21 protein-coding genes are annotated in these 22,496 nt (G+C 64.3%); 8 read left to right on the top strand and 13 right to left on the bottom strand.

Translation table 11 applies throughout. The features are described from left to right. Positions 1-477 (top strand): SRPBCC family protein, encoded by a 477-nt coding sequence (locus LMQ14_RS07960; protein WP_267734218.1) that lies wholly within the window; start codon positions 1-3, stop codon positions 475-477. Next, positions 474-1,301: an SDR family NAD(P)-dependent oxidoreductase gene (locus LMQ14_RS07955; protein ID WP_267734217.1), complete on the top strand. Its 828-nt coding sequence runs from the start codon at positions 474-476 to the stop codon at positions 1,299-1,301. Before LMQ14_RS07960 ends, LMQ14_RS07955 begins: the two co-directional genes overlap by 4 nt. Here LMQ14_RS07955 and LMQ14_RS07950 read toward each other — a convergent pair. Beyond that, complete coding sequence (locus LMQ14_RS07950; protein WP_267735408.1) at positions 1,298-2,734, bottom strand: coniferyl aldehyde dehydrogenase; 1,437 nt, start codon at positions 2,732-2,734, stop codon at positions 1,298-1,300. The genes LMQ14_RS07955 and LMQ14_RS07950 overlap by 4 nt on opposite strands. Positions 2,735-2,953: 219 nt before the next feature. Here LMQ14_RS07950 and LMQ14_RS07945 point away from each other — a divergent pair, with 219 nt between their 5' ends. The 4 genes from LMQ14_RS07945 to LMQ14_RS07930 all read left to right on the top strand — a co-directional run bounded on the left by LMQ14_RS07945 (position 2,954) and on the right by LMQ14_RS07930 (position 7,828). Continuing rightward, entirely contained in the window at positions 2,954-4,159 is a 1,206-nt protein-coding gene (locus tag LMQ14_RS07945; RefSeq protein ID WP_267734216.1) for a cytochrome P450, read from the top strand. A 64-nt stretch (positions 4,160-4,223) separates the two neighbouring features. After that, positions 4,224-5,441, top strand: a complete 1,218-nt coding sequence (locus LMQ14_RS07940) for a CaiB/BaiF CoA transferase family protein (protein ID WP_267735407.1) — start codon at positions 4,224-4,226, stop codon at positions 5,439-5,441. Further along, positions 5,438-6,586, top strand: a complete 1,149-nt coding sequence (locus tag LMQ14_RS07935) for a thiolase family protein (protein ID WP_267734215.1) — start codon at positions 5,438-5,440, stop codon at positions 6,584-6,586. The genes LMQ14_RS07940 and LMQ14_RS07935 overlap by 4 nt, the downstream gene beginning before the upstream one ends. A gap of 12 nt (positions 6,587-6,598) precedes the next feature. Continuing rightward, the gene (locus LMQ14_RS07930) at positions 6,599-7,828 is read left to right on the top strand and encodes an amidohydrolase family protein (RefSeq protein ID WP_267734214.1); all 1,230 of its coding nucleotides are present in this window, start codon (positions 6,599-6,601) and stop codon (positions 7,826-7,828) included. A 68-nt stretch (positions 7,829-7,896) separates the two neighbouring features. Here the strand turns inward: LMQ14_RS07930 and LMQ14_RS07925 are convergent, their stop codons facing one another. The 10 genes from LMQ14_RS07925 to LMQ14_RS07880 form a co-directional block, all read right to left on the bottom strand. Beyond that, positions 7,897-8,262, bottom strand: coding sequence for a carboxymuconolactone decarboxylase family protein (locus tag LMQ14_RS07925; protein WP_267734213.1), 366 nt, complete (start codon positions 8,260-8,262; stop codon positions 7,897-7,899). Between the two features lie 392 nt (positions 8,263-8,654). Next, the gene (locus tag LMQ14_RS07920; RefSeq protein ID WP_267734212.1) at positions 8,655-11,645 is read right to left on the bottom strand and encodes an RND family transporter; all 2,991 of its coding nucleotides are present in this window, start codon (positions 11,643-11,645) and stop codon (positions 8,655-8,657) included. Then, the gene (locus LMQ14_RS07915; protein ID WP_267734211.1) at positions 11,642-12,073 is read right to left on the bottom strand and encodes an MmpS family transport accessory protein; all 432 of its coding nucleotides are present in this window, start codon (positions 12,071-12,073) and stop codon (positions 11,642-11,644) included. The genes LMQ14_RS07920 and LMQ14_RS07915 overlap by 4 nt, the downstream gene beginning before the upstream one ends. A 216-nt stretch (positions 12,074-12,289) precedes the next feature. Continuing rightward, positions 12,290-12,559: a metal-sensitive transcriptional regulator gene (locus tag LMQ14_RS07910; protein WP_090604920.1), complete on the bottom strand. Its 270-nt coding sequence runs from the start codon at positions 12,557-12,559 to the stop codon at positions 12,290-12,292. A gap of 158 nt (positions 12,560-12,717) precedes the next feature. Further along, positions 12,718-13,911, bottom strand: coding sequence for an acyl-CoA dehydrogenase family protein (locus LMQ14_RS07905; RefSeq protein ID WP_267734210.1), 1,194 nt, complete (start codon positions 13,909-13,911; stop codon positions 12,718-12,720). A 15-nt stretch (positions 13,912-13,926) separates the two neighbouring features. After that, positions 13,927-14,976: an acyl-CoA dehydrogenase family protein gene (locus tag LMQ14_RS07900; protein WP_267734209.1), complete on the bottom strand. Its 1,050-nt coding sequence runs from the start codon at positions 14,974-14,976 to the stop codon at positions 13,927-13,929. A gap of 20 nt (positions 14,977-14,996) precedes the next feature. Next, a complete protein-coding gene (locus LMQ14_RS07895) occupies positions 14,997-15,827 on the bottom strand; it encodes an amidohydrolase family protein (RefSeq protein ID WP_267734208.1) in 831 nt (276 codons plus the stop codon). Then, the gene (locus LMQ14_RS07890) at positions 15,824-17,479 is read right to left on the bottom strand and encodes an acyl-CoA synthetase (protein ID WP_267734207.1); all 1,656 of its coding nucleotides are present in this window, start codon (positions 17,477-17,479) and stop codon (positions 15,824-15,826) included. The genes LMQ14_RS07895 and LMQ14_RS07890 overlap by 4 nt, the downstream gene beginning before the upstream one ends. Positions 17,480-17,491: 12 nt before the next feature. Beyond that, a complete protein-coding gene (locus tag LMQ14_RS07885) occupies positions 17,492-18,694 on the bottom strand; it encodes an amidohydrolase family protein (protein ID WP_267734206.1) in 1,203 nt (400 codons plus the stop codon). Between the two features lie 19 nt (positions 18,695-18,713). Next, the gene (locus tag LMQ14_RS07880) at positions 18,714-19,571 is read right to left on the bottom strand and encodes an enoyl-CoA hydratase (protein ID WP_267734205.1); all 858 of its coding nucleotides are present in this window, start codon (positions 19,569-19,571) and stop codon (positions 18,714-18,716) included. Between the two features lie 268 nt (positions 19,572-19,839). Here LMQ14_RS07880 and LMQ14_RS07875 point away from each other — a divergent pair, with 268 nt between their 5' ends. Both LMQ14_RS07875 and LMQ14_RS07870 read left to right on the top strand, forming a co-directional pair. Then, the gene (locus LMQ14_RS07875; RefSeq protein ID WP_267734204.1) at positions 19,840-20,091 is read left to right on the top strand and encodes a hypothetical protein; all 252 of its coding nucleotides are present in this window, start codon (positions 19,840-19,842) and stop codon (positions 20,089-20,091) included. A 96-nt stretch (positions 20,092-20,187) separates the two neighbouring features. Next, on the top strand, positions 20,188-20,406 hold the full coding sequence (locus LMQ14_RS07870; RefSeq protein WP_267734203.1) for a CsbD family protein: 219 nt from the start codon (positions 20,188-20,190) through the stop codon (positions 20,404-20,406). 85 nt (positions 20,407-20,491) lie between these two features. Here the strand turns inward: LMQ14_RS07870 and LMQ14_RS07865 are convergent, their stop codons facing one another. Both LMQ14_RS07865 and LMQ14_RS07860 read right to left on the bottom strand, forming a co-directional pair. Beyond that, on the bottom strand, positions 20,492-21,499 hold the full coding sequence (locus tag LMQ14_RS07865; RefSeq protein ID WP_267734202.1) for a dihydrodipicolinate synthase family protein: 1,008 nt from the start codon (positions 21,497-21,499) through the stop codon (positions 20,492-20,494). Positions 21,500-21,533: 34 nt separating this feature from the next. Further along, the gene (locus LMQ14_RS07860; protein ID WP_267734201.1) at positions 21,534-22,331 is read right to left on the bottom strand and encodes an SDR family NAD(P)-dependent oxidoreductase; all 798 of its coding nucleotides are present in this window, start codon (positions 22,329-22,331) and stop codon (positions 21,534-21,536) included. Positions 22,332-22,496: the final 165 nt, after the last annotated feature.

Raw genomic sequence — 22,496 nt, 5'->3', positions numbered from 1 at the left:
ATGACAGTGCTGCACAAGGGCGAGACGCTGAGCGCGTCGGTCGAATTGCGAGCCTCGGCCGAGGAGGTCTACGCGCTCATCGCGAATGTCACGCGCATCCCCGAGTGGAGTCCGGAGACCCGCCGCGCGCAGTGGTTGGGGCCGGACAGTTTTCGGGCGTGGAACCACCGTCGGCTTGGGCGCTGGCGCACCGACGCCAACGTCGTCGACGCCGTTGTAGGGCAGAGGTTTTCGTTTGTCGTCCAGGTGCTGGGCGGGGATTGGACCCAGTGGACCTACCTCATCGAACCGGGTTCGGCCGCCGGGACCACGCGCCTGACCGAGATGTTCGAGATGTGCGTTGAATTGCCGTTCTCTGTGCTGCTTTTCGAACGCCTCGCGCTGTTGGTCTGGGACCGCCGGACAGACCTGCAGCGCAACCTCGAAATCTCATTGGACCGGATCCGCACGATCCTGGAAGCGGGAGTGAAAGCATGAAGTATCAGGATCGTGTCGCCGTTGTCACCGGTGCCGGGTCGGGAATCGGGCGCGCCCTGACCTACGCGCTCACCCAGGACGGGGCGCACGTCGCGGCATCCGACATCGACAAGGCGAGTCTGGCGCAGACACAGGCGATGTGCCGGTCCGGCCAGGTGACCACCTATCAGGTCGACGTCGCCGACCGTGACGCGGTATGCGGGTACGCCGAAGACGTCCGCCGCGATCTCGGGCCCACCTCGATGTTGTTCAACAACGCCGGAGTCGACCTGTTCGCCAGCGTGGCAGACATGTCCTGGAAGGATTTCGACTGGCTCGTCGGCATCAATATCGGCGGCGTGGTCAGCGGGACCAAGGCCTTCCTGCCGCAGCTGATCGAATCCGGAACTACCGAGCGGCCCGCGCGGTTGGTCAACCTGTCCAGTGCGTTCGGCCTGATCGCGGTCCCCTACCAAGGCGCTTACAGCACTTCGAAATTCGCGGTGCGCGGCTTCACCGAGGCACTGCGCCAGGAGATGATCATGGAGCGACATCCGGTGACCGTGCATTGCGTGCACCCGGGTGTCGTGCGCACCAACTTCGGGACCAACATGCGCACCGCGGAGACCGAGGATCCCGAGCAAGCGGCGAAATACTTCGGGCGGATGGCACTGACGTCGCCGGAGAAGGCCGCCCGGACCATCCTGCGCGGAGCCGAGAAGAACCGCGCCAGAATCCTGATCGGAGCCGACGGTCGGGTGATGGCGGCGTTGCCGAGGCTACTGGGTGTCGGCTACGTCGACCTGATGGCGCGCGCGGCGAGGTTGAATCCCAACGCGCGCTAGGCGCGCGGACCGCCCTTGAGCCGGCGGCGGGTACGGGCCCGCGTCACGCGCATCATGGCGTCGGCATACATCCGCATCGACTTCCCGAACGGCGGGGCGGCACTGCCGGTGACGCTGAACGGCAGATCGCTGCCGACCACCGACCGGTGATGGCTGAACGCATCGAAACCGGCCTTGCCGTGATAGGCGCCCATCCCGCTGCGCCCCACGCCGCCGAACGGCGCTGCCGACGGAATCATCTGTGCGGCAAAGTCGTTGCGGGCAACACCACCGCTGCGGGTGTTGCAGACGAAGTCGCGGAAGTCGGCGTCGTCGGGTCCATACCAGTACGCCACCAGTGGCGCGGGCCGCGCATTGATGTAGTCGATGGCCTCGCCCAGGCGCGAATATCCCTTGACCACAAGGACCGGACCGAAGATCTCTTCGCTGGCGATCTTCATGGTGTCGTCGATGTCGCGCACAATGGTCGGTGCGATCTTGCGCGAGCCCCGGTCGGGCAATAGCTCCCCCTCCGGCGCAACGGTTTCCACGGTGGCGCCGTTGGCCCGTGCGTCGTCGATCAGGCCGACGACTCGGTCGAAATTGGCCTGATTGACACTCGAGCAGTAGTCGTCGTTGGCGACGATGTTGGGGAACATGTCGCGCAGCGTCTCCCGCGCGGCGCCGACGAACGTGTCGATCTGGTCGTCGGGAACGAAGACGTAATCGGGGCAGACGCACACCTGTCCACCGTTGACCATGCGGCCCTGCGCGATCCGGGCGGCGGATCGACGGATGTTCGCACCGGGTGCGACGACGACGGGGTTCTTGCCGCCAAGCTCCAGCGTCACCGGCACCAGGTTCTGCGCGGCCGCCCGCTGCACCAACGCACCGACCGAGGGCGACCCGGTGAAGAACAGATGATCGAACGGCAGCGTCGAAAAGATCGCGGCGACGTCGGGTCCGCCGGTGACGATCTCGAGTTCGTCGGCATCGAAGTATTTTGGCGCGGTCGCCTTCATCAACTCGGCGGTGTGCGAGGTGATCTCCGACATCTTGATCATCACCCGATTGCCCGCGGCGAACGCGGTCGCGGCCGGGAGAATCACGAGATTGAGCGGGAAGTTCCACGGACCGATGATGCCGACCACTCCGAGCGGCGACGGCTGGACCTCGGCCCGCAGCCCGAACAGTCCGGCCGCGCGCATCAGCTTGGTCGCCCGCATCCATTGAGCAACATGGGTTCTCGTGTGCTCGATCACCGAGATCATGCCGATGACCTCGGTGAACAACGTTGCCGCCTTGGACCGGGTGCCGAAATCGGCCGCCATCGCGTCGACGAACGCGTCGGTGTTGTCGAGGACCAGCGCCATCAGCCGGTCGATCCGGTTGCGGCGCAGCGCCAGGGCCGGCGGTCCGTCGGCGACGAAGGCGTGGCGCTGCCTGGCCAGGATCGCGCCTAACGCCGCCCGCTGCTGGTCGACCGTGCTGTCCGCGCGTTCATCGAGTGTGCTCATTGTGACCTCGTTAGACCGGGGATGCGGGAAGGCGCCCGCGACTTCTCACGACGCCGCTGATCTTAAGCCCATATTGTCTACTGTAATAATTACAGTACGATCTTACGTAACGACCGCCCGTTCGTGCCGAGATGGAAGAAGATGCTGGAGATTTAGGTGACGACCAACGTTCACACCGCCGGCACCGGCGACCAAACCGTCGATCTGCGGGACCCCTACCCGTACTTCGCACACAAACGTCGTCAATCCGGTGTATTCCGCGGGACGGTCATGGATTACTCCAAGACACCCGAGTCCATGCTGCCCAAAAACGAGTACTCCGCGGTGTCGTTCAACGCGGTCAACACGGTGTTCCGGGACGGGCGGGTGTTCAGCTCCAAGCCCTACGACAAGACGATCGGCCTGTTCATGGGTCCGACCATCCTGGCGATGGAGGGCAAGAAGCATCGCGAACATCGCAACCTGGTGTCGGCGGCCTTCAAGTCCAGGGCGCTGGCCCGCTGGGAGCCGGAGATTGTCCGCCCGATCTGCAACGCATTGATCGACGAATTCATCGAGACCGGCACCGCCGACCTGGTCCGCAACTACACCTTCGAATTCCCCACCCGCGTCATCGCCCGGCTACTGGGATTGCCCGACGAAGACCTGCCGATGTTCCGCAAGCGCGCCGTGCAGTTGATCAGCTACCACGTCAACTACGAGAAGGCCTTCGAAGCGTCGGCGGCGCTGAAGGATTACTTCGTCGAACAGATCGACAAGCGCAAGTCCAAACCCACCGAGGACATCATCGGCGATCTGGTCACGGCCGAGATCGACGGCGAAAAGCTCAGCGACGAGGCGATCTACTCGTTCCTACGACTGCTGCTGCCCGCCGGACTCGAAACCACCTACCGGTCCTCGGGAAACCTGCTGTATCTGTTGCTCACTCATCCCGAGCAGTTCGCCGCGGTGCAAGCCGATCGCGAGCTGATCGGGCCGGCGATCGAGGAAGGCCTGCGCTTCGAGACGCCGCTGACCACCGTGCAGCGGTTCACCACCGAGGACACCGAGCTGGAAGGCGTGACGATACCGACGCGCTCCGTGGTCGGCGTGTGCGTCGGTTCGGCCAATCGCGACGAGGCGCGCTGGGAACGAGCGGAAGAATTCGACATCTTCCGTAAGGCCACACCGCACATCTCCTTCGCCGCCGGGGAGCACACCTGTCTGGGTCTGCATCTGGCGCGGCTGGAAACCCGTGTCGCGGTCGAATGCCTGCTGAACCGGTCGAACGACATCACGTTGCTCACCGATGACGACCCGCATATCTTCGGTCAACCCTTCCGCTCGCCGACCGCCCTTCCCGTGACGTTCGAGGCCAAGTAGCGTCCGCGGTTAAGAAACGTCCGGTGCGAAGAAGACGGAGTTGGTGGGAGAAATGGTCAAGGTAATGCAGGGCTTTCGAGTCCTCGAGGTTGCGCAGTTCACGTTCGTCCCTGCGGCGGGAGCGATCCTGGCCGACTGGGGCGCGGACGTGATCAAGGTCGAGCACCCGCTGCGCGGCGATACTCAACGCGGCTTCCTCAACATGGGTGGCATTCAGGTCAACCCGGACCGGCATCCGCTGATGGAACACCCCAACCGAGGCAAGCGCAGCGTCGGCATCGACGTGTCCACGCCCGGCGGCCAGGAAGTGATCTACGAACTGGCCAAAACCTCCGACGTGTTTCTGACCAACTACAAGCCATCGCAACGGCAACAGCACAAGTTCGACGTCGAGCACATTCGCGCGGCGAACCCGAACATCGTCTATGCCCGGGGTTCGGCCTACGGCGACAAGGGCGCCGAGCGCAACGTCGGCGGCTACGACGGGACGGCGTTCTGGACCCGCAGCGGTATCGGCTACGCGCTGACCCCGGAGGAGTTGGGCGGCGCACTGGGACAAGGCATTCCGGCGTTCGGCGATTCCATCGGTGGCATGTTCATCGCCGGCGGAATCTCCGCGGCGTTACTGCATCGCGAGCGCACCGGGGAGGCGGTCGAACTCGACGTGTCGCTGTTGAGCACGGCGTGGTGGGCCGCCGGCGCCAGCATGACGCAAGGCATGGAGACCGGAGAGGTGATGCGCACCCCGATGCCGGGTTCGGCCACCGCAATGTCGGTGAATCCCTTCATGGGCAACTACGAAACGTCCGACGGCGGCACGATCAACCTGTGCATCATCAGCCCGACGGGCCTGATCCGCGACACCTTCGAGCATCTCGGCATCCCCGAGGCCGCCGACGATGAACGCTTCTCCGACGTGCTGCCGCTGATTCAGAACGCCAACGCGGCCGCCGAACTGATCGCGAAAGCCTTCGCCACCAAGCCGTTTGAATACTGGCGTCAGCACCTGAAGACGATGAAGGGTCAGTGGGCGCCGTTCCAGAGCCTGCTCGACCTGGCCAACGACGAGCAGGCCATCGCCAACGACATGATCGCCGAAGTCGAGGTCGCCGCGGGTGGTGAACCGTTCAAAGTCGTGCGCGGGCCGGTCCAGTTCAACCACGAGCCGCTGGTGACCACTCGGGCGCCGCAGGCCTCGGAACATACCGAACTCGTCTTGATGGAGATCGGCATGGATTGGGACCGCATCGAAGAACTCAAGAACGCAGGAGCCATAGCGTGACGAATGACGTGGCGATCATCGGGGTCGGCCTACACCCGTTCGGCCGATTCGAGGGCAAGTCGGCGATGCAGATGGGCGTTGACGCCATCCTCGCCGCGGTCGCCGACGCCGGTATCGCCTGGCAGGACGTCCAATTCGCCACCGGCGGCAGCTGGACGGTCGCCAATCCGGACGCGATCGTCGGCATGGTCGGACTGACCGGCATCCCGTTCACCAATGTGTTCAATGCATGCGCGACGGCGGCCAGTGCGGTCAAGACCTGCGCCGACGGAATCCGGTTGGGCGATTACGACATCGGCATCGCGATCGGCTTGGACAAGCATCCGCGCGGAGCGTTCACCGAAGACCCGGCACTGGTGGGCATGCCGAGCTGGTATGCGGAAAACGGGCAATACCTGACCACCCAGTTCTTCGGCATGAAGGCCAACCGCTACCTGCACGACCACAACATCTCCCAGGAGACGCTGGCCAAGGTCGCCGCCAAGAACTTCCGCAATGGCGCCTTGAACCCCAACGCCTTTCGCCGCAAGCCGATCTCCGAAGAGGACATCCTCAACTCGACGATGCTCAACTATCCGCTGACCCAATACATGTTCTGCGCGCCCGACGAAGGCGCCGCGGCGGCGGTGATGTGTAGGGCCGACATCGCGCACCGCTATACCTCCAAGCCGGTCTATCTGCGAGCGGTGGAGGTCCGCACCCGGCGCTACGGCGCTTACGAGGTCAACACCACCTGCGCACCGGTCGAAGAAGACGTGGCACCAACGGTTTACGCCGCCCGCACCGCGTTCGAGAAGGCCGGCGTGACTCCCGGTGAGGTCGACGTGATCCAGCTGCAGGACACCGACGCCGGCGCCGAGATCATCCACATGGCCGAGTGCGGGTTCTGCGAGCACGGCGACCAGGAGAAGCTGCTGGCCGACGGCGCGACCGAGATCAACGGCCCGATGCCGGTCAACACCGACGGCGGGCTGATCGCCAACGGCGAGCCCATCGGCGCCTCCGGGCTGCGGCAGATCCACGAAATCGTCCGCCAACTCCGCGGTGAGGCGGGCGATCGCCAGGTGCCCGGGAATCCGAAGGTGGGGTTCACCCAGTTGTATGGCGCCCCCGGCACTGCCGCGGCGACCATCCTGACGACCTGACGGGACCATTCGATGGCTCAGTTCACCCAGGCGCCGATTTTCGACGCCGACCAGCACATGTACGAAACTCCGGAATCGTTGACCAAGTATCTTCCGGAGAAGTACGCGCGGGCGGTCCAGTTCGCCCAGATCGGGCGTCAGACCCGAATCATCATCAACAACAAAGTCTCTGACTTCATCCCGAACCCGACATTCGAACGCGTCGCGGCGCCGGGCGCACACGAAAAGTTCTTCGCCGGACAAAACTCCGAGGGGCTCACGCTGCGCGAGATGCAGGGCCCGGCGATCACGGCACCGGCCGCGACGCGCAATCCCGAGGACCGCATCGCCGAACTCGACCGCCAGGGCGTCGTCGAGGCCCTCAACTACCCCACGCTGGCCAGCCTGATCGAGCACTCGTCGGCCGACGATCCCGAATTGACGCTCGCGATCATCCACGCGCTGAACCAGTGGATGCTCGAACACTGGACCTACAACTACGAAAACCGGGTGTTCTCCACGCCGATCATCAATCTGTCCGAGGTCGATGCCGCCCAGCGCGAATTGGAGTACCTGCTGGACAACGATGTTCGGGCCGCGTTGATCAAACCCGGACCGGTGAACGGGATTCACGGCTGGCGCTCGCCGGCGCTACCCGAGTTCGATCCGTTCTGGCGTGACGTAGAGGCCGCGGGGCTGCCGATCGTGCTGCACGCCAGCTACCCACCGCTGGACGACTACGTCTCCAGGTGGGAACCGCCGCACACCCAGAATTTCATGGCGCAGAGCGCCTTTCGCTGGATGACGTTGGGCCACCGCGAAATTGCGGACATGATCACCAGCCTGATTTGTCACGGCACGCTGACGCGATTCCCCAGGCTGCGCATCGCCAGCGTGGAGAACGGCAGCTCGTGGATTTTCCCGCTGTTCCACGACTTTGCCGATTTACAGAAGAAGATGCCGCAGAATTTCCCCGAGCATCCACACGACGTGTTTCGGCGAAACATCTGGGTCAGCCCGTTCTGGGAGGGCTGTGTGGCCGACGTCGTCGACACCGTCGGCTGGGACCGGGTGCTGTTCGGTTCCGATTACCCGCATCCCGAAGGGCTGGCCGAGCCGCAGGGTTTCTGGAAGTACGCCGACAACATGGACGAGCGACGCACCTACGACTTCATGGGCGACAACGCGCGCCGCTTCATGGGCCTGCCGATCGCCAACCCCGATCCGAACGCCGCCAAGCCCCCGGCACTCGCCAACGCCTGAGCTACCGCCCTGTCGCACCGTTCGCCGAGTGTGACGTGGTGGCGGCGACACACCGAGAAACACCGCCGTCAATGCACACTCGGCGACGGATCCGCGAACTCGCAGAACGCGTCGTACGCACGAGCGCCGTAAATCGTGGCGGGGCCGCCATGCATAAGAATGCTGACACCAATGGCTTCCGCAGCTTCCTCTTTGGAGGCTCCGGCGCGAACGGCGCCCTGGGCATGGGAGGCAATGCAGCCGTCGCACTCGGCCACCACGCCGATTGCCAACGCGATGAGCTCCTTGGTCTTTTTGTCCAGCGCTCCAGAGGTCAACGCCGCCTTGCTCATCTCACCAAAGCCCCGGTACACATCCGGGATCATGTCCCGCAGCGCGCGATGTTGCGGGTTCAAGTCATTCAGCACATCGTGATAGTGGTTGTGATCGCTCATGATTATTGCAACTCATATACCCATGGGGGTATTCCCGCGAGTCGCGCTACGGGCGTGGCGCGATGGGTGCTGACGACGCCAGAGATGGGCCCGGGCCGCCTGGCCCCATCATTCCACCGGGGCTCATCATTCCGCCTGGGCCCATCATCGGGCACCCGGTCGTCCCGGGATGCATACGTCCATCGGGCCATCCATCACGGTCCCAGCCATGATCGCGGCCCGAGGACCAACCGAACATGGCCCCCGAGAAGAAGATCACGGCAACGACGAAAACCACACCAGCAGCAATGACTACCCAGGAAACGGCTTGACCAAGCCGACTCGGCCGGCCGCGCGGTTCGTCGGGGTGAGACTGTCCGGCCGCGGTGGCACGCGGATCCGGTAATTCAGATTCATCCGTCATGATTCGAATCATGGCGCACGTCTACGCCTCCCCGGTAGGGACCATCGGCCCCTATCATCGCCGGCGTCGGCGTCTTCGCCACCGTGGAATGTCCCTGGCACTTGGCCGCGTCGGCGGCCTCACCCAGAAGGAGGGAGCGAACCAGGCGACGCGGTCCGAAAGGCAGCAGCATATAGCTGGCCGGACGCGGGCGCACTGTTTGCGGCCACCAGAACCAGCGTCCCAGGAGTGCCGCGATCGACGGTGTCATGAGTGAGCGCACGACCAGGGTGTCGAATAGCAGGCCCAGGCCAATTGTCGTGCCCGCCTGGCTGATAGAGCGTAGATCGCTGGCGGCCATCGACATCATGGTGAAGGCGAAGACCAGGCCCGCCGAGGTGACCACCCCACCGGTCTCGCCCATCGACCGGACGATGCCGGTTTTGAGGCCGGCCCCGATCTCCTCCTGGAAACGCGACACCAGCAGCAGGTTGTAGTCCGAGCCGACTGCGAGCAGGATGATCAACCCGAACACGGGTGCGATCCAGTTCAAGTCCAAGCCGAAGAGGTGCTGCCATACCAACACCGAGAGACCGAAGGCTGCGCCCAACGACAGCAGCACCGTGCCGACGATCACCAGGGACGCCACCAGGGCTCGAGTGATAATCACCATGACCGCGAAAATCAGTGTCAGAGCGGCAATCCCGACGATTAATAGATCGTATTGGGAACCCGACTGGATGTCGCGGTAGATGGCCGCCGTCCCGGCGAGGTAGAACTTGGCGTCGGTCAGTGTTGTACCCTTCACCGCCTGATGCGCGGCGGCCAGTTCGGGCTTGACCGCGGAAATGCCTGCCTGCGTCGCCGGATCCGTGTCATGGGTGATGATGAAGCGTGCGGCCTTGCCGTCCGGTGACAGGAAAAGCTGCAGACCGCGCTGGAAGTCGGCATTCTGGAATGCCTCCGGTGGCAGGTAGAAGTAGTCGCCGCTGCGCGCGGCGTCGAAAGCCTGCCCCATCGCGCTCGCCGTATCGGTCATCTGAGCCATTTGAGTGACCAGGCCCGAGAAGCTGCTGTGCATCGTGAGCAGAGTCCCCTGCATGGATTTGGCGACGGCGATGATCGGTGGGAACTCGGCAAGCATCTGGGGCATGACCGCATCGATATTGTTCATGTCCTTGATCAGCGTGCTCATGTTCTCGCTGAATTTGTCCACACCATCGATCGCCTCGAACACCGACCTCGAAGCCCAGCACACTGGGATGTTGAAACAATGTGGTTCCCAGTATAAATAGCCGCGGAACGGCCTCGCGAAATCGTCGAAATCCGCCAGATGATCCCGCATCTCGTCGAGCGTGGATTGCATGTCGTGCATATCGCCGACCATGTGGTGAGTTGCACCGCTCATCTGCCCGAGCAAACCCTGCATCCGCTCCATCGAACCGATCATCGCGCCGAGGTCGTCGCTCATCTTGAGCATGTCGGCCGTGCGGTCCCTCATGAACTGAATGTTCTGCTGGATCGGAATCGACTGGGCACTGATCTGGAACGGTATCGACGTGTGCTCGATCGGGCCACCCAACGGGCGGGTAATGCTTTGCACCATCGCGATTCCGGGCGAACGAAAGACGTCCTTGGCAAGCCTGTCCAGGATGATCATGTCGCCGCTATTCCGCATGTCGTGATCACTCTCGATCATGAGGATATCGGGGTTCATGGTGGCAGCACTGAAATGGCGCTCCGCGGCGGCATATCCGACATTCGATGGCAGGCCGGCGGGTATGTAGAAGCGGTCGTTGTAGCTCACCTTCATGCTCGGCATTATCAGGATGCCGACGATCGCGATGACCAGCGAGGCCGCGAACACCGCACCGGGCCAGCGCACGGTCGCGGTCCCTATCCGTCGCCACCGACGTGTCTTGATCATCCTTTTGGGGTCGAGCAAACCGAACCGGGTAGCCACGGCGACAACGGCAGGCGCGGCGGTCATCGCTCCCGCGACGACGACGAGCAATCCCAATGCGGACGGAATGCCCAGCGCCTTGAAATACGACAGCCGCGCCAAGTGGAGGCAGAAAGTAGCTCCCGCGATCGTCAATCCGGAGCCGAGGATGATGTGAGAGGTCCCGCGGAACATCGTGTACCAGGCTGTTTCTCGATCCTGGCCGGCCTGGCGCGCCTCCTGGTACCGCCCGATGAGAAAGATCGCGTAATCGGTCCCCGCCGCGATCGCCAACGACGACAGCATCGCGACGACGAACGTCGAAAATCCCAACAATTCGTTGTTCCCCAGCAGCGCGACAAGCCCTCTGGCCGTACCCATCTCGAAGCCGACCATAACGAGAACCAGAAGCACCGTGCTGATCGAGCGATAGGCGATGAAAAGCATGATCATGATGACCAGACCCGTGACGCCCATCATCTTGAACATGCTTTTGTCGGCGGCTTCGTTCATGTCCGTCGTCAGCGGTGCCGGACCGGTGAGGTAAACCTTGAGCCCGGTGGGAGCCGCTGACCTATCGACGATCTTCCGCACCACGTCGACGGACTCGTTGCCCAGGGTGCTGCCCTGGTTGCCGGCCAGACTGAGTTGAACGTAAGCGGCTTTGCCATCTCGGCTCTGCACGCCGGCGGCGGTGAGTGGATCTCCCCACACGTTCTGCACATGCTGCACGTGCTTGCCGTCGGCCTGCAGCTTTTTCACCAAGCCGTCGTAGTAGCGGTGCGCCTCGTCGCCGAGAGGTTTGTCGCTCTCCAGGACGATCATCGCGGTGCTGTCGGAGTCCGATTCGTGAAAGGTTGAGCCGATGCGTTTCGCGGCGATCATCGCCGGCGCGTCCTGGGGCGACATCGTCACCGCGTGGTTTCGCGCGACTGACTCGATCGGTGGCACAAGCACATTCAGCGCCACTGTCAGAAGTAGCCATCCGATGATGATGGGCCAGGCGAACCTGCGGATGAACCGCATGTACCTCGGACGGGCCTCGTTATCGGTGTTCATGCCGCTTTCACCAAACAGGAGGCTTGTGCGTTGCGCCCGGCCACGGACCTGTCGTCCTTGACCTCACCGTTGACGGTGATGCGGCACCCGATGTTGTCACTATTGCCCTGCGCCACCACGCTGGCGATTACGGCCGGCACCGTGGTTGTGATTGTGAAGGTCCACGGCAGGCTGCTGAAGTCGGCCTGTTCGGGCTGGGCCTTCTTGTCCAGATAGCTCACGCTTCCTGTTGTGTCGGTCGGCCCATAAACCTCGTATGTCACCCGCTTGACGTGCGACGGCTCGAGCGGCGCGGCACTGCTGCCGGCCGCCGTGAAGATCGCGTCGGAGCCAAAGACGCCGCGCAGCCGGGCGACGGCAACACCGCCGAGGGCAACTGCCACCACGACCACGATCGGCACCCAGGCTCGCTTGAGAAAGGTCACCATCGGAACCTCCAGGCCGGTTGCACGTCAACCTCCTTGCTTGTCGTGGCGCTCGATCGGCTCACGACTTCTTTATACCCTACGGGGTATAGTATAGATCAAGCGAACGGGGCGCCGTCGGCACATCAATGGATGGACTTTGCGCACCCCGAGGCGCTACAAGCAGCCGTGTGACGCCTGGACGTCACACGGCTGCGCTAAAAAGAATCGATCGATTTGTCAGGCAAGCGCGAGGAAGAGCTTCTCCAGCTCGTCCTCGGTCAACGGCTTCTTGCCCTTTGCGGCTTTTCCGGTTGTGCATTCGCGCATACCCGTGGCGACGATTTTGAATCCGGCGCGATCTAGCGCGCGCGAGACCGCGGCGAGCTGCGTGACCACGTCCTTACAATCGCGGCCCTGCTCGATCATCGAGATCACGCCCGCCAGCTGTCCCTGCGCACGGCGCAATCGATTCAGTACCGCAGCAATACTGTCTTCGTCACCAACCATCACGGTCCCCTCACTTGTTACACACCAATATAAGCCATCATCCCCCGGGGGGTATTCCCGCAGTGCGACGTGACGCCGCGGTGCGAAGTGGCGGAGGCAGTCAAGCGCGTGCCCGCGGCGGCGACACACCGCCGTCAGTGCACACTCGGTGCCAAATGTCAGGAGACCTTCTTGACCGGCGGTGAGTAGTTGGGCTTGCCCAGCCCGAGCGAGTATTGGCCGATCATGTTGCGGAACACCTCGAGGGTGCCGCCGTAGATTCCGACCAACGGCGCGAACCGGTAGACGTATTCGGCGCTGCCGTCATCGGCGGCACCGTCGGCCCCGTACGGCAGGGTCGACGCCGCACCGTGGATGTCCATCAGGTCCGGAGAGATATCGCGCATCGTCTGGGCAATGGCCACCCGCCCGTAGATGTTCGGCGACGATAACGCCGCTTCCAAGCGGGCGACGCTGCGGCCCAGCCGGTACGCGACCGCGGCATCGTCGACGAGCTTGCGCCCGTTGGGATCCGGCCGCGTCGCGGCCGTCACGGCGTTGTCGACCGCCAGGGCCATCGAACCGGCCTGGTGCATCATGATCGAGGTGTCCTGCAAGCCGTCGGGTGCGGCCGCGACCGCGCCGTGCTCGGTGTTGAGCGGCTCGCGAAGCACTGTCCAGCCCGCGTTCACATCGCCCAGCCGGTATTTGTCGTCGACGCGAACATCGCTGTAGTAGACGATGTTGGTCCGGTCGCCGTCCACGGTGCGGATGCCCTGGATCTCAATGCCCGGCGAGTCCAGCGGCACCAGGAACATGGTCAGGCTCTTGTGCTTTGGCGCATCCGGGGCGGTGTTGGTGATCAGGAAAACGTACTGACAGTTGTGCGCGCCGGTGGTGAACATCTTCGAACCGTTGACCACCCAGCCGTCTCCGTCGCGCACCGCGCGGGTTTTGCAGGTGGCGATGTCGGAACCGCCCTCGGGTTCGGTGTAGCCGAGGCAAAGCCGCACCTCGCCGTTGAAGACTCGCGGCATCACCTCGTCCTGCAGCTCGGCCGAACCGAACTTCTCGACCGATCGCGCCACCATGGCCGTGGTCCCCCACGTCACCCACGGCACGTGGGCGCGGCGCTTCTCCAGCTCGTAGATGCGCCGGCGCAGGCGAGTGAATCCGCCGTCGGCTTCCGCCTTCCATTCGCGCGCCAGATAACCCGCGGTCCCGAGCGCCAGATGCACGCCCTCGTCGAAGTTGTCACCGGTCTCGCGGTCGCGCCGCAGGACTTCCTCGGTCACATGGGTTTTCAAGAAGCCGCGCAGTTCCTCGCGGAAAGCCTCGTCCTCGTCGGATAGCTCTACCCGGGAGAAGTCCATTCTTTCGCTCCTGTCCTAGACGCGCGCGGGCGCGCTCTCACGGGCGGTCACGATCTCGGCGACCCGCTTGGCGGTGGCACCCGGATCGCCGGCCGCCAGTGGCCATCCCCGGGCGCGCACCAGGTACGCCGTCGCCGCGGCTTCAGACGAAACACCAAGTCCGCCTTGGATGTGGACAGCCATGGTGGCCGCCTTGGCAGCCTCTTCGGCCATGAACACGAACGCCGACGGCGCCAGCTCGGCCCGTTCGCCGGGCTCGTTGTCCAGGAACCAGGCCGCCCGCCGGGCCAGGTTGCGTCCGCCCGCGACGGTGATGGCCATGTTGGCCAGCGGATGCGAAATCGCCTGCAGCGTTGAGATCGGGACGCCCAATGTGTAACGGGACTTGGCGAATTCGGCCGCGATGGTCATGGTCTCCTCGACCAGGCCCACCAGAGCCGACGCGGTCAGCAGTCGCCATTCATCCAGCGCGAGTTCGTAGTTCGCCAGCGCTTCGGGACCTTGCGCGACGACGGTGCGGGTGTCGGCGTTGGCCGGATCGACCCAGGCCATCGGCAGCCGGCCCAGGTTGTCGACCTTGGCCGGCCGGGTCCCGAATGTCAGGCGGACCACCTCGTCGCCGTCGCGGGCGATGATGTGGTCGGCGATCGACCCGGTCGGGATCAGACGAAGGCCCGGTGCGCTGTCGATGCGCGCGTCGATGCCCGCGAGCTGTTCACCGTCGGCGATGCCGGCGGTGTCGGCGCCGAGCCGGCCCAGCAGCCGCGCCGCGCACACATGATCGACCCACGGAACCGGCGCGAGCGAGCGCCCGATCTCCTCGGCCACCAGGGTGAGGTCGACGAGCGTCGCCCCGTCGCCGCCGCAGGACTCGGGCAGCGCCATCGTGGTCGCACCCATCGCGCACAAGCGCTCCCACAGGTTCTTATCGAACCCGGAAGGCTCTGCGGCGCGGACCGTTTCGATGGAGCAGTGGGTCTTGAAGAATTGCTTGTACGCATTCTGCAGATCCACATGGTGATCGGACAGGCTGTAGTCCAGCCTGCGCAGCTCGAAGCGGTCCATCTCTGTGCTCCTGTCGTATCTCAGGCTCGGTCGCCGAAGAAGAACTCTTGTGCGTTGTTGTACAGGTAGTTGTCCAGCACCTCGGCGGGCAGGTCCAACGCGCGGGCTTCGGGCAGCACTCGTCGCATCCGCAACACCGGCCAGTCCGAGGCGTAGATGACCTTGTTCGGACCGCGCGTGCGCATGTAGTGCAGCAGGCTTTCCGGCAGTCGCTTGGGCGACCAGGCCGAGGTCATCAGTCGAAGGTTCGCGTACTTGAGCAGCAGCCGGATCGCGACATCCCACCACGGATCGGCGCCGTGGATCATGCACAGCTTGAGTTCGGGAAACCGCACGCATACCCGGTCGAGGTGGATCGGGTTCTGTACCTCTCCGGGTATCGGCGGCCCCGGAATGCCGGTGTTCACGCACAGCGGCAGGCCCAGCTCCGCGCACTTGGCGTACAGCGGGTAGTAGACGGCATCGCTGGGCGGATATTGGCCATCGCCCCAAAAGCTCGGTCCCACTACGGCATACGCGACCGGCAGATCGCGCACGATCGCGGTCAGTTCGCGCAATGGCCCGACCGGACGCAGCAGGTTGACTCCGCCCATGGCCAGCGCGAATCGGTCCGGTTTGGCCTCGACGAACTTGCGCGCGGTGGTCGACGGGCTGGCGAGGTTGTCCATCAGGACCGCCTTCTGCACGCCCTGCTCATCCATCTCGTCGAGCAGCTCGGACAGGTCGACCGGCGCGAACATCGACTCGGGGCCCTTGAAGTAGTCGTCGCGGACCTTGAGCATCCAGGTGGGCTGCGAATCGGCCTCGCCGAAGTGCACGTTGATCAGGCAGTCAATCGCTTTGTCGTTCATGCGGGTCCTTCCGCATCGGCACCGGCCAGTGCGGTAGCCGGAAGCTGTTGTATGGCAGCCTGTTTAGCCCACCGATAGTTTGGCTTGCCATTGCCGAGTCGCTTGATCTGGTCGACCAGCATGATGGCCTTGGGTGCTTTGAAGTGAGCCAGCTGCGACTTGCACAGCGCGGCAAGCTCGGCTTCTTCGACGACACCGGCGCCCGGCTGCAGCGCGACCAGCGCGACCACTTCCTGGCCCCACCGCTCACTGGGCCGCCCCACCACCAACGCGTCGGCGACACCGGGGTGCGTGCGCAGCACCTCTTCGACCTCTTCGACGAAAACCTTTTCACCGCCGGTGTTCACCACCAACGAATCGCGGCCGTACAGACGCAGGGTGCCGTCGGATTCGATACTCGCCCGGTCGCCCGGGATCACCACCCGCGTGCCGTCGATCTCCGGGAAGGTGCGTTCGGTGGCGTCGGCGTCGTCGAAGTAGCCCAACGGAATCCGGCCGCTGCGCGCCACCCAGCCGATCTCGGGATCACCGGGGGCCAAGAACCTGCTCCGATCCTCCGACACCACCGCTCCGCCCTCGCGGAGCACGAAAGTCTCACTCTGCGTACCGCGTTGACTGTGTCCGAACCCCATGTTCCCGGATTCCGACGAGCCGTACCCGTCGATGATGGTGACCTGCGGCAGCTTTTCCATCAGTGCCTGCTTGAACTTCGGATTTGTTGCGGCGCCACCGGTGCCGATTCCGTTCAGCGACGACAGATCGTAGGAACCCCGCTGCAACTCGGCGACCAGCGGGCCGGCATAAGCGTCGCCGACCATGGTCATCATGCCGACCCGTTCGCGCTCGGCGGTCTGCCATACCGAGCGCACGTCCAGCTTGCCCCGGCCGTCATAGAGGACGGCGGTGAACCCGTTCATGATCGCCGAGAAGGCGGTCCACATGCCGGCGGCATGCATCAGCGGAGAGACCGCGAACCATGACTGCCCGCCGCCGCGGACCTTGGCGTGGATCTCGTCGACGCTGGTGTGGTCGGCGCCGACCATCGACGCCACGTACATGTCGCTTTGCCGCCACAAGACTCCCTTGGGACGACCGGTGGTCCCGCCGGTGCACATCATGATCAGGTCGTCCGGTGATCCCGGCGCCGGATCTCCCGAAACACCTTGCGCCAGAGCATCATCCAGCGATATCGCGCCCGGGAGTTCGACGGCGTCGCTGCCGTCGTCGATCGAGATCAGCAGCTCGGCGCCGACGGTCGGCAGCACTTCGGCACACGCCGCACCGAGCGATCGGTGATAGATGACGCCGCGCGGCCGCACGTAGGAGAGCAGATCGGCGATCTCCCGCGGCGAGTAGCTGTAGTTCACGTTGACCGGCACGGTGCGCGCCTTCAGACACGCGATCACCGCGTCCGGGTACAGGTCGTTGTACATCAGCAGCGCGACCCGGTCCTGACCGCACTCCCAGCGGTTCAGGGTGTTGCGCTCGCGGTGCGCGCCGAAGCCGTTGGCGTTCAGGAAGTTCGCCAATCGGCTGGTTCGGCTCGCCGACTCGGCGAAGGTGCTACGGCGGGATCCGCATACCGTCATCACGCGGTCGCCGACCACGTCGGCGATGGCGTCGAAAGCCGCTCCGACGGTCCATTCACTCACTGGCCGGGCCGCCTAGGCTGCCACGGTGGCTTTGACGCCCAGAAGATCTAAGGCATTGTTGCGCATGATCTTTCGGATATCCGATTCGTTGAAAGCGGTGAGCTCCTCGGTGAACGACACCGGCGACTCGAGGCCTTCGCCGTGCGGCCAGTCGGAGCCGAACAGGATCTTGTCGACGCCGATGACCTCGGCCAGCTCCGGCAGGTCGTCCTCGTAGTACGGGGCGATCCACACGTTGTTGCGTAACTGCTCCACCGGGTCCTCGGGGAAATCACGCGGCTGGGTGTTGGCCGCCTTCTTCAGGCGCTTCACCAGCCGATGCACGAAATACGAACCGTTTTCGATGCTGACCGCCTTGAGTTTCGGGTGGCGGGTGAACACACCGTGCACGATCATCGAGGCCATCGTGTCGTGGATCGCGCGGTCGTCGAGGAGCACGTTATCCAGCGGATCCTTGGCGCCGAACCCTTCGAACGTCGCCTTGCCGCCCCACGCCGCCGCGATGTGCAGGTAACCGCTGTCGGACAGGTGGAATCCCACCGGCACTCCCGCCTCGGCCAGCCGGGCCCAGACCGGGTCGTGGCTGCGATCACCCAGCGACCGGGGCTTGACCGCGCCAGGTACCGGCGCGGGCCGCACCAACACCAGCTTGGCACCGCGGGCCAACACGAACTCCACCTCTTCGAGCGCCTTGGCCGGATCGGCCAGCGAGATGATCGGCGCGCCGATGATCCGGTGGTCGGGCCGGTCGAAACCCCAGTCCTCGTCGAGCCACAGGTTGAAGGCGTGCACCGACGCCATCGTCGCGTCGATGTCGTGCTTGAGTGCCTCCTCGACGCCGCACCCGAATGTAGGGAGCATGAACACGGTTTCGATGTCCTGGGTATCCATCACCGCGATGCGCGCGTCGCGGTTCTGGTATTCGGGGTGGTCGGCCATCCGCTCGACCTTCATCAGCGACGCGGGATCGACGCCTTCGGGAATCTCGCCGCGGAACAACAGATCCAGGCAGCCCGGCACGATGATCGGGTCGAAGGTGGGATTGGGGACGAAGTTGTTGACGCGGCCCCCGATCACCGCCAAGGTGCGCTTACCTTGGCTGACCATCTGCACGCCGCGGGTCTTGAACGCCTTGTCGAGGTGCCGGGTGAAAGAGTCCAGCGGCTCGTAGTAGTGGTTGTCGACGTCAATCGCCTTGTAGCTCAAGCTATTCATGATCATCCCTTCGGAGGTGCTAAGCGTCTGTTGGGCGCAGCGACGGAAACTGGGGGGGCCGCTTCTCGAGGAAGCTGGTGATTCCTTCGATGACGTCCGGCCGCGACATCGCCTCGTGCACCAGGACTTCGGAGCGGGTGTTCGCGTCCTCGACATCGCGGGTGTCGTCGCCGTAGACCTGCCGCTTGATCACCGCCATCGATGCCGGCGAGCACTTGGCGGCCATGTCCTCGGCGTACTCCAGGGCCCGCTTCATCAGGTCGTCGGCCGCCACTACCTCTTTGACCAGGCCCAGCTCGGCGGCCTCCTCGGCAAGAAAGGTGCGTGCGCTCAGCAGCAGATCGAGCGCGATTCCCATGCTGGTCAGACGAGGAAGGATCCAGGAGATGCCGAATTCGGCGATCAGGCCCCGGCGAGCGAACACGGCGCCGAACTTGGCCCCGGCGGCGGCGAACCGGACGTCGCACATCAGCGCCTGGGTCAGGCCGATGCCGACGCACGCACCGTTGATGGCGGCGATGACGGGCTTGCGCAGCGTGGTCACAAAATGCGGCGGCCGTTCGCCGACCAGGTCGGCCAGATTCGTCTGACCGGCCTTCTCCATCGATTCGCCGACCTTGGCCGCCCCGCCCGGCGCACCCAAATACGCACCGGCGCAGAACCCCCTGCCCCGACCGGTCACCACGATCACCCGGATAGCGGGATCGGATTCGGCGCGGTCGATGCCGGCGTAGAACCCGGCCGCGATGTCGGGACCCCACGCATTGAGCCGATCCGGCCGATTGAACGTCAGGATGGCCACGCCGCCGTCCGTGGCCTCGTAGAGCACCGCATCGTCGGCTTGAGAGTCCTGGGAGGCACCGTTGCTGCCGGACATCTTCCGCGGCACCTCCTCATGCTTTTGACTACGGGATTCGCTGGGCTTTGTACCCATACTGTATACCTATCGGTACTGCATTCCACAACTGTCCCCGCGGCCCCGCGAACCCACGCCAAACAGCGAATTTCGGAACGCTGAACCGCCATCCGCGGGGGCAACGGACAGCCGAAATCCCAGCAATGAATTCGCGCCCCGGGTTTGGGATGGCGACTCTCCGGGTTACCGGCAACAGGACGCCAATATCCGGCAGCTGAGGGGATCGGTAGTGAAGTCGACAGCAAAAGCCGTTGTGCATCGCCTCAAGCAGGCGCGGTCAGCGGTGCTGAAGGTCGAGGCGACGCTGGCAGGTGCGCAATTTCTGCTTGCGTTGGGACCGGTGGGTGTCCTGATCGCGCTCGTCTTGTGGGCGCGACGGCGCCGAGCCCAGGACGACGAACCTGCGCGCGGGGCTGCCGAAGCGACCCCGCCGGCGGCTACCACCTCGGCAAACGCGGCCGCCAACGGGCATGCGCGCTGAGGCCGTGGCGAGCGCCACGTCCGGATCGTGGTTTCCGCAATCGGGTGATCGGGAAGAGGCAGAGAGGCACCCACTAGGCAGGAGGAGGGAACGCCAATGGTTGACATCATCAAGGGCGTCGTGGACGACGTTGTGGGTAAGGCCAAGGAAGTTGTCGGCACTGTCGCGGGGCGCAACGACTGGATCCGTGAGGGTCAGGCGCAGCAGGACAAGGCAGATGCGCTGCGCAATGTCGTGAAGAAAGAGGCTGAGGCCGACAAAGCTCGTGCCGAAGCGAAAATTCACGAGGCACGCGAGCGCGCCGAACAGAATTAGCCGAACGGCAGCTGCGAGGGCCCGGCCACCCTAGTGGTGGTCGGGCCCTCGCATAGGCTTGCAGCACAAGGGTTTTGGGCGCCCGTTACGAATCGACGAGCCCGAGCCGGCGATATGCCGTTTCGATTTGAGCTTTGGCCTCGGCCGGCAGCTCTGCCTGCGGAGGACGGGAATGCGGGTAGGCACCGATCGGCAAGCCCAATACCGAGGCGGCGTATTTGAACGCAGCACCCCAATGGGTGAAGTAGTCCGAGCGACCCGGGTAGCAGGTCCACCACGACCCGATGTCCAGATCGAATTGGTCCATCCCGGATTCCCGCCCGTAGTCCATCGCCTCGAGCAGCTTGTCGTTGAGTATCAGGTCCCAATACTCGGAGAACTGCCGCCGTTGCGGCGTCTCGAAAAGGTAACCAGCGGTGCCTAATTGGGCCGGGCAGACGATTCCCGCCCGCAACCACCCGGCGCGGTACACCGTCCTGTCGCATTCCCACACCGCCAGCCCGGGCGCCAATTCGTGCAGCCGCCGGCTGGCCTCCGGGCGGAAGGCGCCCTCCTTGGTGGCGCACACCGCGGGCACCTCGTCGTAAATCCGGGCGCTTTCGACCGGGGTCAACACGTAGCCCGAGGACGGGGAATTGAACATGCCCAGGGCGATATCCGTGCGCGCGGCCACGTATTTGAAAAAGCGCAGCACGCCGTCGCCACCGTGGGCCTCCATCATCGGCGTTTGGATGTAGGCGATATCGGCGCCCGCCTCCTGGGCGTGCAGGGTCAGATCGACGCAGTCCTTCGCCGACATCGCCGCCGTACAGGCCTGCACCACCACGTCTGGATTGATGCGGCGCGCTTCCTCGACCGCCACCTCCAGCAAGCGCTTGCGCTCGTCTATGGTCAGCGACCAGAACTCGGCGATTCCACTGGTGCACCACAACATTGGGTGGCCGAGATCGCCGACGCAGTAGCGCACCAGCGTCCGGTAGGCGTCCCAGTCGATGTCGTCGCCGTCGGTCCCGCAGAACGGCGTGTAGAGCGAATCGCCGATTCCCCGCAACGCTCCGCGCGCCCACCCGCGCGCCTCAGCAGCTGTAGCCACAATCCACTCCTTTTGTCGGCCAAGCGATTTAAGGTCAGGTGAAGTCTGAACCACCGTCGACGTTGATGTTGGCGCCGGTCATGTAGGAGTTACGCCGCGACGCGAGGAACGCGACGACGGGCCCGATCTCTTCCGGCAGGCCGGCGCGCGGCATGTGCGCCGGATGCCCAAAGTGCTTGTCGATGGCCTCCATCAGGCGATAGGGGTCGTTGCCATCCACACCGACCGAGTCGGCCCAGCCGATCAGCGACTCGGACGCGATGCTGCCCGGTGACACCACATTCACCAAGATCTCGTCTTTGGCGAGCGACAACGACAGGTTTTTAGAGACGCTCGTCAGCATCGACTTGGCCGCGGTGTAGGCGGGCAGCATGACGCTTTGCCGCTGTGTCGAATGCGCCGAAAAGTTGACGACCCGCGCCCACTGGGCCTTGCGCAACAGCGGAAGCGCCGAACGCACACAGCGCACCATCCCCAGCACGCCGTCTTCGACGGACTCACGCCACTGGTCGTCGGTCAGATCTTCAAAGCTGCCCGCCGCTCCCGGCCCGATCGTATTGATCAGCACGTTGAGTTCGCCGTTCCACCGGGCGGAAACCTCGGCGAATACCTTGTCGACCTCCGCGGCATCACCGATATCGGCCGCGAATCCCACGGCATCCGGACTGCCACGGTCGATCAGATCGGCCAGCGCGCTATCGAGGGAGGCTTGCGTCCGGCCGACCAGCGCCACCCGGGCGCCGTCCTCGGCGAGGCAACGCGACGCCGCCAAGCCCATGCCGCGGCTACCGCCGACAACTACTGCTGTCGCATTCGTCAGGCCTAGATCCATCGCGGTATCCGCCGCGCATGCGGTAGGTCAGCCAATGGCTTGCGTCCGGTCATCTTTGCCCGTCCAGCTTCATATACCAAAAAGCCTACGATAGGGATTACAGTAGCAGATGGAAAAGCGTGCGAGAGCCCGGTTGACCGTCATACCCGAATGGCGACACGCCTA

Origin of the sequence: Mycobacterium sp. Aquia_213 (genome assembly GCF_026625985.1) — a bacterium.
Classification (GTDB): domain Bacteria; phylum Actinomycetota; class Actinomycetes; order Mycobacteriales; family Mycobacteriaceae; genus Mycobacterium.
This window is presented reverse-complemented; position numbering and strand designations above follow the sequence as displayed.